This window comes from Geomonas sp. Red276 (genome assembly GCF_054784495.1).
Map to the genome: position 1 here is coordinate 74,752 of NZ_BLXW01000006.1, position 14,349 is coordinate 89,100.

At 62.4% G+C, this 14,349-nt stretch carries 15 protein-coding genes; all 15 read left to right on the forward strand.

Annotation, left to right across the window (positions count from 1 at the left end):
- Positions 1–31: 31 nt before the first annotated feature.
- The 15 genes from hldE (at position 32) to ACYVL5_RS06245 (ending at position 13,755) form a co-directional block, all read left to right on the forward strand.
- A complete protein-coding gene (gene hldE, locus ACYVL5_RS06175) occupies positions 32–1,504 on the forward strand; it encodes a bifunctional HldE family protein (protein ID WP_460594681.1) in 1,473 nt (490 codons plus the stop codon).
- 51 nt (positions 1,505–1,555) lie between these two features.
- On the forward strand, positions 1,556–2,605 hold the full coding sequence (gene gmd / locus ACYVL5_RS06180; RefSeq protein WP_460594682.1) for a GDP-mannose 4,6-dehydratase: 1,050 nt from the start codon (positions 1,556–1,558) through the stop codon (positions 2,603–2,605).
- Positions 2,598–3,527 (forward strand): GDP-L-fucose synthase family protein, encoded by a 930-nt coding sequence (gene fcl / locus ACYVL5_RS06185; RefSeq protein WP_460594683.1) that lies wholly within the window; start codon positions 2,598–2,600, stop codon positions 3,525–3,527. The genes gmd and fcl overlap by 8 nt, the downstream gene beginning before the upstream one ends.
- 206 nt (positions 3,528–3,733) lie before the next feature.
- Complete coding sequence (gene lptC, locus ACYVL5_RS06190) at positions 3,734–4,309, forward strand: LPS export ABC transporter periplasmic protein LptC (RefSeq protein WP_460594684.1); 576 nt, start codon at positions 3,734–3,736, stop codon at positions 4,307–4,309.
- Complete coding sequence (gene lptA / locus ACYVL5_RS06195) at positions 4,306–4,797, forward strand: lipopolysaccharide transport periplasmic protein LptA (protein WP_460594685.1); 492 nt, start codon at positions 4,306–4,308, stop codon at positions 4,795–4,797. The genes lptC and lptA overlap by 4 nt, the downstream gene beginning before the upstream one ends.
- A complete protein-coding gene (gene lptB, locus ACYVL5_RS06200) occupies positions 4,778–5,515 on the forward strand; it encodes an LPS export ABC transporter ATP-binding protein (RefSeq protein ID WP_460594686.1) in 738 nt (245 codons plus the stop codon). Before lptA ends, lptB begins: the two co-directional genes overlap by 20 nt.
- A 133-nt stretch (positions 5,516–5,648) precedes the next feature.
- A complete protein-coding gene (gene rpoN, locus ACYVL5_RS06205) occupies positions 5,649–7,196 on the forward strand; it encodes an RNA polymerase factor sigma-54 (RefSeq protein WP_460594687.1) in 1,548 nt (515 codons plus the stop codon).
- A 60-nt stretch (positions 7,197–7,256) separates the two neighbouring features.
- On the forward strand, positions 7,257–7,799 hold the full coding sequence (gene hpf / locus ACYVL5_RS06210; RefSeq protein ID WP_460594688.1) for a ribosome hibernation promotion factor: 543 nt from the start codon (positions 7,257–7,259) through the stop codon (positions 7,797–7,799).
- Between the two features lie 85 nt (positions 7,800–7,884).
- The gene (gene hprK, locus ACYVL5_RS06215; RefSeq protein WP_460594689.1) at positions 7,885–8,835 is read left to right on the forward strand and encodes an HPr kinase/phosphorylase; all 951 of its coding nucleotides are present in this window, start codon (positions 7,885–7,887) and stop codon (positions 8,833–8,835) included.
- Position 8,836: 1 nt separating this feature from the next.
- Positions 8,837–9,694, forward strand: coding sequence for a RapZ family nucleotide-binding protein (gene rapZ, locus ACYVL5_RS06220; protein WP_460594690.1), 858 nt, complete (start codon positions 8,837–8,839; stop codon positions 9,692–9,694).
- Positions 9,695–9,697: 3 nt separating this feature from the next.
- Complete coding sequence (locus ACYVL5_RS06225) at positions 9,698–10,093, forward strand: PTS sugar transporter subunit IIA (RefSeq protein WP_250679346.1); 396 nt, start codon at positions 9,698–9,700, stop codon at positions 10,091–10,093.
- A 32-nt stretch (positions 10,094–10,125) separates the two neighbouring features.
- Positions 10,126–10,392 (forward strand): HPr family phosphocarrier protein, encoded by a 267-nt coding sequence (locus ACYVL5_RS06230; protein ID WP_460594691.1) that lies wholly within the window; start codon positions 10,126–10,128, stop codon positions 10,390–10,392.
- Positions 10,373–12,136 carry a phosphoenolpyruvate--protein phosphotransferase gene (ptsP, locus tag ACYVL5_RS06235; RefSeq protein ID WP_460594692.1) on the forward strand — a complete coding sequence of 588 codons (1,764 nt, stop codon included), beginning with the start codon at positions 10,373–10,375 and terminating at the stop codon, positions 12,134–12,136. The genes ACYVL5_RS06230 and ptsP overlap by 20 nt, the downstream gene beginning before the upstream one ends.
- Positions 12,137–12,320: 184 nt before the next feature.
- Complete coding sequence (locus ACYVL5_RS06240; RefSeq protein WP_460594693.1) at positions 12,321–12,914, forward strand: class I SAM-dependent methyltransferase; 594 nt, start codon at positions 12,321–12,323, stop codon at positions 12,912–12,914.
- Positions 12,915–13,101: 187 nt separating this feature from the next.
- Complete coding sequence (locus tag ACYVL5_RS06245) at positions 13,102–13,755, forward strand: fibronectin type III domain-containing protein (protein ID WP_460594694.1); 654 nt, start codon at positions 13,102–13,104, stop codon at positions 13,753–13,755.
- The last annotated feature ends 594 nt before the right edge of the window (positions 13,756–14,349 follow it).

The window sequence follows — 14,349 nt, forward strand, 5'->3', positions numbered from 1 at the left end:
AGGGTAAAGTACTTGTTTTCGAGGTTTTTTCATGGATAGAAGAGAAGTCGAATCCTTTTTAGACAAAGCTTCTTCGGTACGGGCGCTGGTGATCGGCGACCTGATGCTGGACGAGTACCTCTGGGGGAAGGCGGAACGGATCTCGCCCGAGGCCCCGGTCCAGGTGGTGGAGGTGACCCGCGAGGACCTTCGCCTTGGCGGCGCCGGTAACGTGGTTAACAACCTCGCCGCGCTCGGGTGCAGCGTATCGGTCTGCTCGGTGATCGGCGCCGACGAAAACGGGGCGCTTTTGCGCCGCGCCTTCGAGGAGAAGAACATCGGGCTGGAGGGGCTCTTCGAAGACCCCGCCAGAAAGACCAGCAAGAAGACCCGCGTCATCGCCGCCCATCAGCAGATCGTCCGCATCGACCGCGAGACCAAGTCTGCGGTGGGGCCGGAGGCCGAGTCGCTCATGACCGGCTACCTCCTCTCCTGCTGCTCCAACTTCGACGTCATCGTGGTCTCCGACTACCTGAAAGGGGTGCTCACCCCGGCGGTCCTCTCGGTGATCTGCCAGGCCGGCCGGACGCTCGGTATCCCGGTGGTGGTCGACCCCAAGGGGAGCGACTACCAGAAATACACCGGCGCGACCCTCCTCACCCCCAACCGCAAGGAAGCCGAGATCGCCTCCGGCATCGCCATCACCGACCAGGGAACCCTGGAACAGGCAGCCGATGTTCTCCTTGGGAAGCTGGAGCTCGACGCGCTCCTGATCACCCGCAGCGAGGCGGGGATGTCGCTCTTCCCGGCCAAGGGTGAAGCGGTCCACATCCCGACCGTCGCCCGCGAGGTCTTCGACGTGACCGGCGCCGGCGACACCGTCATCTCGGTCCTCTCGCTGGGGCTCGCCTGCGGCCTCTCCATGGGCGACGCCTCCTGGGTCGCCAACGTCGCGGCCGGCATCGCGGTCGGCAAACTCGGGACCTCCACCGTCTCCCCGGCCGAGATCGTCGCCGAGGTCGGTCACGGCCAGACGGACAGCGACACCAAGATCAAGAACCTCGACGTGCTGGCCCACCTGGTGACCGCCGAGCGCGGGCGCGGGAAGAAAGTGGTCTTCACCAACGGCTGCTTCGACCTTCTCCACGTGGGGCACGTCAAGTACCTGCAGAAGGCGCGCTCGCTGGGGGATCTCCTCGTCGTGGGGCTCAACTCGGACGCCTCGGTCCGCCGCCTCAAAGGGGAGAAGCGCCCGCTCATCGAGCAGTCGGAGCGGGCCCACATCCTGGCCGCCCTGGACTGCATCGACTACGTGGTGATCTTCGACGAGGACACCCCGCTCACCGTCATCGAGGCGCTTCGCCCGGACATCCTGGTCAAGGGGGGCGACTACACCCTTGACGGAGTGGTGGGGCGCGAGGTGGTGGAGGCGGGCGGCGGACGGGTGGAACTCGTCCAGTTCGTCGACGGACGCTCCACCAGCCGCATCATAGACAAGATACTTGCCAATTACGAGCCGACCTAGCCGACCTATACTTTGCCGTTAGATCCAATTTCGACCGCCACCGGAGGCACCATGAAAAAAGCACTCATCACCGGCATCACCGGGCAGGACGGCTCCTATCTCGCCGAACTGCTTCTCTCCAAGGGATACCAGGTTCACGGCATGATCCGCCGCTCCTCCTCCTTCAACACCGGACGCATCGACCACATCTACCGCGACCCGCACGAGGAGGGGACCAAGCTCTTTCTCCACTATGGTGACCTGAACGACGCAAGCTCCATCAACCGCATCCTGCGCGAGGTGCGCCCGGACGAGATCTACAACCTCGGCGCCCAGAGCCACGTCAGGGTCTCTTTCGACGTCCCCGAATACACCGGCGAGGTCGACGCCCTCGGCGCGGTAAGGATCCTCGAGGGTATCCGGGAAACCGGCATTTCCCCCCGCTTCTACCAGGCTTCCTCTTCGGAGCTGTACGGAAAGGTGGTGGAGACTCCGCAGAAGGAAACTACCCCCTTCTATCCCCGCTCCCCGTACGCAGCCGCCAAGGCCTACGCCTACTACATCACGCTGAACTACCGGGAGAGCTACGACCTCTTCGCCTGCAACGGGATCCTCTTCAACCACGAGTCTCCCCGCCGCGGCGAGACCTTCGTGACGAGGAAGATCACCCGCGCGGCGGCCAGGATCAAACTGGGGCTCCAGAATTGCCTCTACCTCGGGAACCTTGACGCCAAGAGGGACTGGGGCTTTGCCGGCGATTACGTCGAGGCGATGTGGCTCATGCTCCAGCAGGAGACCGCCGACGACTACGTGGTCGCCACCGGCGAGACCCACAGTGTCCGCGAGTTCGCCGAGCTGGTCTTCGGCCGCCTCGGGATGCACCTCGAGTGGCAGGGTGAAGGGGTGCACGAGAAGGGGATCGACATCAAGACCGGCAAGGTGGTGATCGAGATCGATCCCCGCTACTTCCGTCCGGCCGAGGTCGACCTGCTGCTCGGCGATCCCGCCAAGGCCAAGCGGCTCCTCAAGTGGGAGCCGAAAACCACCTTCCAGGGGCTGGTGGAGATGATGACCGACGCCGACCTGGCGCTTGCCGAAAGGGAGATGCGGGCCAATGGATAAGGGAGGAAAGATCTTCGTTGCCGGGCACCGGGGGCTGGTAGGCTCCGCCATCGTGCGTGAACTGGAGGGGCAGGGGTACGGTAACCTGGTGGTGAGGACGAGCAAGGAGCTTGACCTGCGCGATCAGGCCGCCACCGCCGCCTTCTTCGCCGCCGAGCGCCCCGATTACGTGCTGGTGGCCGCCGCCAAGGTGGGAGGGATCGTCGCCAACAACAGCTACCCGGCCGACTTCATCTACGACAACCTGATGATCCAGAACAACGTGGTCCACAGCGCCTACCTGAACGGGGTAAGGAAGCTTCTCCTTTTGGGGAGCACCTGCATCTACCCGAAGATGGCGCCCCAGCCGATCAAGGAGGAGTACCTGCTGACCGGGCCGCTGGAGCCGACCAACGAGCCGTACGCCATCGCCAAGATCGCCGGGATCAAGATGTGCCAGTCTTACAACCGGCAGTACGGCACCCGCTTCATCAGCGCCATGCCGACCAACCTCTACGGCCCCAACGACAACTTCGACCTGACCACCTCCCACGTCCTTCCCGCGCTTTTGCGGAAGTTCCACGAGGCGAAGGTGGCCGGCGAGCCCGAGGTGGTGGTCTGGGGGAGCGGCACCCCCTACCGCGAGTTCGTCCACGTGGACGACGTCGCCCGGGCCTCGGTCTTCCTCATGCAGAACTACGAGGGGAACGAGCCGGTCAACATCGGCTCCGGCGTCGAGTTGACCATCAAGGAGCTGGCGCTGAAGATCGGCGAGGTGGTCGGCTACCGGGGCGATATCCGCTTCGACGCATCCAAGCCGGACGGCACCCCCCGAAAGCTCTGCGACGTCTCGCGCATCCACGAGCTCGGCTGGCGCCACCAGGTGGAACTGGAGGAGGGGCTGAAGAGCACCTACGAGTGGTACCTCTCCCAGCTCGCCTAGCCATCACGGAACCGATCCCCTCCCCGCCCAAAATACCCTCTTCCTCCGGGAGAGGGTTAGGGTGAGGGAGGTCTTCTCTCCTGGAGAGAGAGGGGGGAGCTGCACGAGGGCGGGAGCCCCTTCTTCAATCTTTGTGCCAAATCGTGCCATCCTCGGAAGAACAGACTTTACACCCCTTTTTGATGATGGTATACTTCGGCAAAAATATGGATAAACTCAATAAAATCAGGCGATTTGTCGCGGTGGTCTCGGTTTTGGCCACCCTTTTCATGATCGCCTTCATTCTCTTCAAATTGCGCGCAAACGACCTCCCCGGCGTCAAGGTTGCCAAGCTCCCGGTGCAGGTCGACATCTCCCTGCAGAAGGTCCACTACACCGAGACCAAGGAAGGGAAGAAGCGGTGGGATCTCACCGCCGACCGCGCCGAGTACAACAAGAAGGCCGACACCACCTCGCTCACCGGGGTGCGTTTCGCGGTCGCCGGCAACGAGCGGACCGGAGAACTGCTGGTCACCGCCCAGCGCGCCGATTACAACAACTCGACCCGGGATCTCACCCTCACCGGAGAGGTCCACGGGACCAGCAGCAAAGGACTTGAGTTCTTCGCCCCCAGTGTCAGCTACGTGGCCGCCCGCTCGCTCATCAAAAGCGAGGACCGGGTCCGGCTGGTGGACCAGGGGCTGGAACTTGAAGGGGTGGGAATGGAGTTACTGACACAAAGCCGCAAGCTGCGGCTTTTGAGCGAGGTCAAGGCGGTCTACCGGCCGGGGAGGGGGAAATGATGCGATCCTTTTTCCTGATGGTTGTGGTCCTGATGCTGACGGCCTCGCATCTTTGGGCGGCGCCGGCGGCCACAAAAGAGCCGCTGACTATCAAGTCCGACACCCTCAATGCCGATAATGAGAAAAAGACCGCGGTCTTCGAGGGTAAGGTGGTGGCCCGCCAGGGCGACATGACCCTCTACGCGGACCGGCTGGTGATCACCTACTCGGGTGACGGCAAGGAGCTCTCCAAGGTGGAGGCCTACGGCAACGTCCGGATGCTGCAGGGAAACCGGCAGGCGACCGGCGGCCACGCCGTCTACCATCCCAAGGAGCGGACCATCGTGCTCGACCAGTCCCCCAAGGTGGTGCAGGGGAACGACGTGGTGACCGGCAGCGAGATCACCTACTACCTCGACCAGCAGCGGAGCGTGGCGCGCGGCGGGCAGGGGAGAAGGGTGGAGGTGGTGATTCACCCCGGGGAGCAGAATGTCGGCAAAAAACCGTAGCACGCTCCGGACCGAAGGGCTCGTCAAGGGTTTCGACAAGCGCCGGGTGGTGAACGGCGTCGACCTCCACGTCTCCTCCGGCGAGGTGGTGGGGCTTCTGGGCCCCAACGGCGCCGGCAAGACCACCACCTTCTACATGGTGGTCGGGCTCGCCCGCCCCGATAGCGGCCGGGTCCTCTTCGACGAGGAGGAAATCACCCAGCTCCCGATGTACCTGCGGGCCCGGCGCGGCATCAGCTACCTGCCGCAGGAGCCCTCGGTCTTTCGCAAGCTCTCCGTCCGCGACAACCTGATGGCGGTTCTGGAGACCATGCCCCTTTCCCCCACGAGGAGACGGGAGCGGGTCGAGGAGCTCCTCGGGGAATTCCGGGTCGAGCACATCGCCAACAGCAAGGGGTACGCGCTTTCCGGGGGCGAAAGGCGGCGGGTGGAGATCGCCCGGGCGCTGGCCACCAACCCGGCCTTCATCCTGTTGGACGAGCCGTTCGCCGGCATCGATCCCATCGCGGTGATCGACATCCAGAACATCATCACCGAGCTCAAGGAAAAGGGGCTCGGCGTCCTGATCTCGGACCACAACGTCCGGGAGACCTTGGGGGTCTGCGACAAGGCCTACATCATGAGCGCGGGGGAAGTGCTGGAATGCGGCGACCCGCTGCAGATCTCGCAGAGCAAGAAGGCGCGCGAGATCTACCTGGGGGAGAAGTTCCGTCTCTAAGAGTTAACCCGGCTCGCTAAGCGCCTCCGGCAGGGCTATAATAGCTGTCAGAGGGCTTCCGGCGGCCTTCCGGGCTCGCGATCCGGTCCCCCGCACCTGAAATTCAGATCCATTCGGCAGTCAAAGAGGACTTATGGCCATAGAGATGCGCCAGCAGATGAAATTGAGTCAGCAGTTGGTGATGACCCCCCAGCTGCAGCAGGCCATCAAACTCCTTCAACTTTCCCGGCTGGAACTCCAGGATGTAGTACGCCAGGAGCTGGAGGAAAATCCCGTACTTGACGAGGTTTTGGACCAGGAGGAGATCCGGGAGCCGGAACAGCTGGAGATCAGAGAGAAGGAGCTGGAGCCCGAAAGCCCCGCCAACGACTTCCAGGAGGTGAGGGCGGGCGAGGAGACCCGCGAGACCGACTGGGACTCCTACATCGACGGCTACAACTACTCCTCCGGGGAGCAGTACTACGACGACGAGGACCGCCCCTCCTTCGAGAACCTGTTAACCAAGAAATCCACCCTCTTCGACCATCTCATCTGGCAGCTCTCACTGACCCGGCTCACCGAGCGGGAGACCGTGGTGGGGGCCGAGATCATCGGCAACATCGACGAGGACGGCTACCTCCGCGCGAGCCTCGAGGACGTGGCCGCCGCCTGCGTCCGGGTCCCTCCCTTCACCGAGGAGGTGCTGGAGTGGTCGGGGCTTGCCGCCGACGCCCCCGAGGAGAAGCTGCAGGAGGCGGCCGATGCCTTCGCCGAAAGCGTGCTGGTCCCCCTGGCCCAGTCGGTCCTCAAGAGGATCCAGGAGTTCGACCCGGTAGGGGTCGGTTCCCGCGATCTCCGCGAATGCCTCCTCCTCCAGGTGCAAAGCCTCGGGATGGGGGGGACGCTGGTGGAGGCGCTTTTGCGCGACCACCTGAAGGACCTGGAGGCCCGGCGCTACAAGCAGGCCGCCAAGGTGCTCGGGGTGGACGTGAACGACATCCTGGCCGCCTCCCGGATCATCGCGGAGCTCGATCCCAAGCCCGGGCGGCTCTTCGGCTCCGACGACGTCCAGTACATCTCGGCCGACATCTTCGTCCACAAGGTGGGCGACGAGTACGTGGTGGTCCTGAACGACGAGGGGATGCCCAACCTGAGGATCAACCCGCTCTACGCCCCCGACGCCAAGAGCAGCCGCTCGGTCGACAAGCAGGCCGAGGAGTACATCGGCGAGAAGATGCGCTCCGCCATCTGGCTCATCAAGAGCATCCAGCAGCGCCAGCGCACCATCTTCAAGGTGGCCAAGTCCCTGGTCAAGTTCCAGCGCGACTTCCTGGACCGCGGCATCGAGTACCTAAAGCCTCTGGTCCTTAGAGACATCGCCGAGGACATCGGGATGCACGAGTCGACCATCAGCCGCGTCACCACCAACAAGTACATGCAGACCCCCCAGGGTCTCTTCGAGCTGAAATACTTCTTCAACTCCGGCATCTCCACCGGCGAGGGTGATTTCATCGCCTCCGAAAGCGTCAAGAGCAAGATCAAGGAACTGGTGGATGCGGAGGATCCCAAGCGCCCCTACAGCGACCAGCGCCTGGCCGAGCTCCTCAGTACCCACAACATCGTCATTGCGAGAAGGACCGTTACCAAGTACCGCGAGATGCTCCGGATCGGGTCGTCCTCGGAGCGCAAAAAGCATTTCTGACGCCGCTCCCCGAATCCGCGGGGATCACGGCGTGTATTACAATACAGGGAGGTACGAGGTATGCAGATAACCACCACATTCAGGCACATGGAGCCCAGCGACGCCCTGAAAGGGTATGCCGAGGAAAAGCTGGAGAGGGTTAAGAAATATATAGACGAGCCGATCGTCGTCCAGGTATTCCTTACCGTCGAAAAGATCCGCCACCTGGCCGAAGTCACCATCACGGCCAAGGGGATCACCATCAAGGCCGCTGAAGAATCGAACGACATGTACGCCTCCCTCGACGCGGTCGCCGACAAGATCGAGCGCCAGCTCCGCCGTTTCAAGGAGCGGATCAAGGCCCACAAGCCCTCCGAGGCCCGTGAGCGCAACGTCCAGAAGTCCATCGTCGAAGCCAAGAGCATCGACGAGAGCAAGGAACCGGTCATCATCAAGACCAAGAGCTTCTCGATGAAGCCGATGTCGGTCGAAGAGGCCGTCATGCAGATGGAGCTCCTCCACAAGGACTTCCTGGTCTACACCGAGGCCGCCACCGAGACCATCAGCGTCGTCTACCGCAGGAAAGACGGCAACTACGGCGTGATCGCCACCGAGAATCCCTAACTCACGCAAGGGGGGCGCGCCGGGCGCGCCCCCTTTCCCCTCACCGGACCACCGGCTCCCTGAAAGGTCTTATGCAGTGACGATAATGAGCCTGAGCATCAAGGATCTCCTGGAAGACAAGGCCTACGGGCTGGATCTCCAGCTCATCGGGGGAGAGGCGGGGTTGGGCAACCGGCTCTTCTCCTCCCGCATCCAGAAACCGGGGCTGGCGCTGACCGGCTACACCGAACACCTCCATCCCGACCGCGTCCAGGTGCTGGGCAACACCGAGATCTCCTATCTCTCGCAGGTCCCCGAAGAGCTGGGGCGCCGCCATATCGAGAAGCTCTGCTCCTACCCGATAGCCTGCTTCATCGTCACCAAGGGTCTCGATCCCCCCTCCTTCATCAAGGAGTCGGCCCAGGCGGCCGGGATCCCGCTTTTGGTGACCCATCACCAGTCCTCGACCTTCATCTCGCTCATCACCAAGTTCCTCGAGGAGAGCCTGCTTCCTTCGACGCACATCCACGGCGTCCTGGTGGACGTCCTCGGGGTGGGCGTTTTGCTGTTGGGCAAAAGCGGCATAGGCAAGAGCGAGTGCGCCCTCGACCTGGTGATCCGCGGGCACCGTCTGGTGGCCGACGACGTGGTCCACATCAAGAAGAAGATGCCGGCCGCCCTGGTGGGGCAGGCCGGAGAATCCATCCAGCACCATATGGAGATCCGGGGACTCGGGATCATCAACATCAAGGACCTCTACGGGGTCTCCTCGATCCGCGAGAAGAAGATCATCGACATGGTGCTGGAGCTGGTTGAATGGGACGCCAACCAGGAGTACGAGCGTCTGGGGATCGACGACCAGGTGAAGACCATCTTAGGCGTCGACCTCCCCCACCTGAAGATCCCGGTCCGCCCGGGGAGAAACCTCACCTCGATCATCGAGGTGGCGGCCAGGAACTTCCTCTTGAAGGGGATGGGGTACCACTCCGCCCGCGAGTTCCACGAGAAGCTTTTGGCCCGCATGGAGTTCAGGCCGCTCGGCAACGAGGTCGAATAGCATGCGCATCGTGATCATCACCGGGCTCTCCGGGTCCGGCAAGTCCACCGCCGTCCGGGCCTTAGAGGACGAGGGGTTCTTCTGCCTCGACAACCTCCCGGTCTCGCTCGCCTCCACCTTCATCGAGCTGGTGGAGAACTCGCGCGAGAGCGTGAAGGACGTGGCGATGGTGATGGACATCCGGAGCCGCGACTTCATCAAGGGGTACGACGAGGTCTTCAAGAGCATCACCAAGGCCGGCCATACCCTGAAGATCTTCTTCTTCGAGGCGACCGACGAGGTGCTGATCCGGCGCTTCTCCGAGACGAGGAGGCGCCACCCCGCCCTCGAGGGGGGGACGGTTCCCGAGGGGATCCGCTTCGAACGCGACCAGCTGGCGGGCTTGAGAAGGATCGCCACCAACATCTTCGACACCTCGGAGATGAACGTCCACCGCCTTAAAGAGGTGGTGATCTCCACGGTGATGGGGAGCGAGAAGGGGATGGAGATGCAGGTGAACCTCCAGTCCTTCGGCTACCGCTACGGCCTTCCCCTGGAGAGCGACCTGGTGATGGACGTCCGCTTTCTCCCCAACCCCTACTTCGTCCCGGCGCTGAGACCCTTTTCCGGGCTCGACCAGGGGGTGAGGGACTTCGTTCTGGGGCACGAGGAGACCGTGGTCTTTTTGGAGCGCTTCCGGAACATGCTGGAATTTCTTCTTCCCGGTTACCGCCGGGAGGGTAAGTCGTACCTGTCGGTATCGATCGGCTGCACGGGGGGGCGCCACCGCTCGGTGGCCATCGCCCAGGAGCTGTACCAGTACTTCAGGCAGAGAAACGTGAACATCAAAATAACCCACAGGGACATCGAGAAGGGATAGAAGATGATAGGACTGGTCGTGGTAGCGCACGCCGGGGTGGCCAACGAGTTGGTGGCCGCCGCGGAGATGATCGTGGGCAAGCTGGAGCTTGCCGAGGCGGTGGGGATCGACCCCCAGGCATCGGCAGCCACCGTCATGGACTCCATCAAGGAGGCGGTTGCCCGGGTCTCCGGCGACGGGGCCATCATAATGACCGACATGTTCGGGGGGACCCCCTCCAACATGAGCCTCTCCTTCCTCGCGGAAGGGAAGGTCGAGGTGGTGACCGGCGTGAATCTCCCCATGCTGATCCGCTTCACCCAGGACCGCAGCCGTGTCCAGGTCCACGACCTGGCCGTCAAGCTTTTGGAGAGCGGCCGGGAGGGCATCCTGGTGGCCGGAGACTACCTTAAAAAGTGATACGAGGCGGCGCGCCCGCCGGAGAGAGATATATGATCGAAGGTGAATTCGTCATTCCCAACAAGCTCGGTCTCCACGCCAGGGCCTCTGCGCTCCTGGTGAAGACCGCGACCCGCTTCGCCTCCGAGATCCGCATCGAGCGGGAGGGGGTGGAGGTCAACGGCAAGAGCATCATGGGGATCATGATGCTCGCGGCGGGGAAGGGGAGTACCGTCGTGCTCAAGGTGGAGGGTCCGGACGATGCCGAGGCCTTCGCCACCATCGGGGAACTGATTCGCAATGGGTTCGGAGAGGAGTGATACCAAAGAGCTGAAGGGGATCGGCGCCTCCGGTGGCATCGCCATCGGCCGGGTGCGGATCACCGACCGCCGCCGCGTGCAGGTGGCCGAGCACCCGGTGCGGGCCGACGAGATCCCGGGGGAGTTGGCCCGGCTCGCCAAGGCGATCGAGCGCGCGAAGCACGACCTCGCCACCCTGAGGAACCAGCTGGCCGCCACCCACGGCCCCGAGCACCTCTGCGTGATCGACGCCCACCTGCTCCTTTTGGACGACAACACGCTGGTCGGCGAGACCACCCACTACATCCAAGAGCTCGGGATCAACGCGGAGGGGGCTCTCAAGAGGACGCTCAACCGCGTCAAGTCGTTCTTCAACACCGTCGAGGACGACTACCTCCGGGAGCGCGGCAACGACATCGAGACGGTGGTCGAGCGGGTACTGAGGACCATGTTGGGGGAGCGGCAGGAGCCGATAACCCGGGCCGGTGACGGCCGGGTCATCGTGGCCGCCCACGACCTCTCGCCGGCCGACATCCTCCAGATCGACAGGTCCCAGGTGATCGGTTTCGTGACCGAGCTCGGCGGGAAGACCTCCCATTCCACCATCCTGGCCCGCGCCTTTGAGATCCCCGCCGTGGTGGGGTCGGAGCGGATCACCGCCGAGGTGGCCGACGGCGACCGGGTCATCATCGACGGCACCGCCGGCGTCGTCATCGTCAACCCTACCGCCGAGCAGTTCCGCGATTACCTGAACCGCAAGCACCGCTACGAGTACATCGAGCGCGAGCTTTTGAAGCTGCGGGACCTCCCCGCCGTCACCCTGGACGGCCACCGGATGCGGCTCAAGGGGAACATCGAGCTGGTCGAGGAGGTCGCCTCCCTCAAGAAGCACGGAGGGGAAGGGGTCGGCCTCTACCGCACCGAGATGCTCTTCTTAAACCGCGACCACCTTCCCACCGAGGAGGAGCAGTTCCAGGCCTACTCCGCCATCGTCAAGCAGATGGCGCCCCACCCGGTCACCATCAGGACCCTCGACATCGGGGGCGACAAGTTCCTGAACGATCTCAACGTCTGCGACGAGATGAACCCCGCCTTGGGTGTCAGGGCCATCAGGCTTTCGCTCAGGAACCCGCAGGCGTTCAAGGCACAGCTCAAGGCGATCCTGCGCGCGAGCGCCTACGGCAAGGTCCGCCTCTTCTTCCCGATGGTCTCAGGCATCGCCGAGGTGCGGGCGGCCAAGGCCCTCTTCGAGGAGGCCAAGAAGGAGCTCAGGGGCGTGCATCCCTTCGACGAGGAGATCAAGGTCGGGATCATGATCGAGATCCCGTCGGCGGTGATGATCGCCGACCTCTTGGCCGCCGAGGTCGATTTCTTCAGCGTGGGTACCAACGACCTCATCCAGTACACCCTGGCCATCGACCGTACCAACGAGCATCTCTCCTCGCTGTACGAACCGCTTCACCCGGCCGTGCTCCGTTCCCTGAAGCGGGTGGTGGATGCCGCCCATCATGCCGGGATCGAGGCCTGCATCTGCGGCGAGATGGCCGGCGAGCCCGAATTCCTGCCGGTCCTTCTGGGGATGGGGTTTGACGAGCTCTCCATGAATGCCGGCTCCATCTCCCGCGTCAAGAAGATCCTCAGGCGCTGCACCATGGAGGCCGCCCGCGAAGTCGTCGAGCGCATCCTGAGCTACCGCACCGCCGAAGAAGCCGACGCCTACCTCAAAGGCGAAATCTCCGCACGCTTCTCCGAAAGCTTCGACTGATCCCTCCTGCCGTTTCTCAAGCAATTGGTTCGCAAGACGCCGGCCCAAGTCGAAATCCGCGTCGTCCCCCCCCCAAGTATGCCCGCGGGCCAAGACAGGCCGGTACAAATCTCAAATATCAAGTACGCCCCGGACGCCGTCCCCGCCCTACGCCGGTCACCCTACAGGCGTTAAGGAACTCGATATGAACCCCCAGGAACTCGGCAGCAAATATGACAAGATTGCCCAATGGTGGCACGAGCAGCATCAGGATTCCCGTTATGGGATGAGACAGCTTGATGTGGCACTCAAATTTGCCTCCGAGGGCGGGGTGGCTCTTGATGTCGGCTGCGGCACAGGTGGGAGAATTGTTCGGAGACTGGAGGAGAAGGGGTTTACTGTAACAGGCCTGGATGTGTCTGAAGAAATGATCAATCTGGCGCGTAGAAACAATCCAGACGCTTCTTTTCTACTGCAGGATATCTGTACGTGGGAAACTGACAGAATATTCGATTTCATCATCGCCTGGGATAGCATCTTCCATCTGCCTTTGAACATGCACCATCATGTAATAGACAAACTGTGCAAGTTGCTGAAAAATAACGGCGTCCTTATCTACACATTCGGTAATGGGACTGGTGCGCATACGGACCGGTGGCATGAGGAAGAGTTCTACTACAGCTCGATCGGTATTAACGGCAATCTGACGGCGCTGATAAACAACGGGCTGACCGTAATGCACCTGGAGTTGGACCAGTATCCGGAAAAGCATGTTTATGTTGTTGCACAAAAGACTTAACACGCTGGCGGAGCAGGCCGCTCACCAGCGGCCGTTGTCGCAACTGCTAGGTCTCTAACTGCGTCCCCATGCCCACCTTCCCCTTGACATCTCTCCAATGCTGATTAATATAAACTAACGTTGCTGCTTCGGCACCGTCGTCATTGGTGTCACGCGCGGATCATAAGCATAAAGGGGGAGACACGACATGAACGCGTCCGACAGATTCGTCATGAACCACAGGGAGATGAGCCCAATGGACCTGATGTTGTACCTGGAGGATACCGCCACCTTGCAGGATGCTCATCCCAAGATCAGCGTCGAGAAAGATGGCTGGGTTCCGGGGGCGCCCGAATTCAGGCAGCACAAACAGAGGATCGCGAAGGAATTGGAGAATGCTGCTGCCCTGAAGGTCTCTACCACCAAGGAACTGGAGGAGGCCCGTGCGGCCGCAGTCGAGGACATCATGATCAACGCCGACTACATGGTGCTCAGGGCTCGGCAATCAAAAGACGACTCGTGGCTCCACAACAACGGGTACCAGATGAAGGACAAGCTCAAGAGGAGCTTGAACAGGATGATCAGCGCCATTGCCTTGGTTCTCAGGGTGAAGAATGGACCGGGTAAAGGAGAGGTGACCGTGTCCTGGGATAAAGATCCCGTGGCCGGTTCTTACCAGCTGCAGTTCTGCAAGGGGGAACCGCAGGGGGACGAATCGTACGCTGATCACGCATACTGCACCAAGGTCCGTACAGTCATCAGCAATCTGGACAGGGCAAATTGGTACTACTTCAGGGGGAGGAGTATTGGCCACAACGAGACCGGACCCTGGAGCGACCCCGTCGGGATCATCGTTACATAGCATTCCGCCAGCGCAGTTATCGACTGCCGGTTCCCCGGTTACCGGGGGCCGGCCTCTTCTCCATTTTCTTTCGCACCCGTCACTAAATCTTCAGGTAGTCCCGGTCTTCCCTATCCAACATCGGGCAAGTTGCGCAACGAAAGGTATCCGGGTTTCGCCGGATGGCATCCGCCGCGCAGCGAATGGTATCCGCGTCTCGCCGGATGGCATCCGTCGCGCAGCGAAAGGTATCCGCGTCTCGCCGGATAGCATCCGCCGCGCAGCGAAGGGTATCCGCGTCTCGCCGGATAGCATCCGCCGCGCAGCGAATGGTATCCGCGTCTGGCCGGATAGCATCCGCCGCGCAGCAAAAGGTATCCGCGTCTCGCCGGATAGCATCCGCCGCACGGCGAAAGGTATCCGCGTCTCGCCGGATGGCATCCGCCGCGCAGCGAATGGTATCCGCGTCCCGCCGGATGGCATCCGTCGCGCGGCGAAAGGTATCCGCGTCTCGCCGGATGGCATCCGTCGCCCAGCGAATGGTATCCGCGTCCCGCCGTATAGCATCCGTCGCGTGGCGAAGGGTATTTTCGTCCGGTCAAAGAGAGGTGAGGG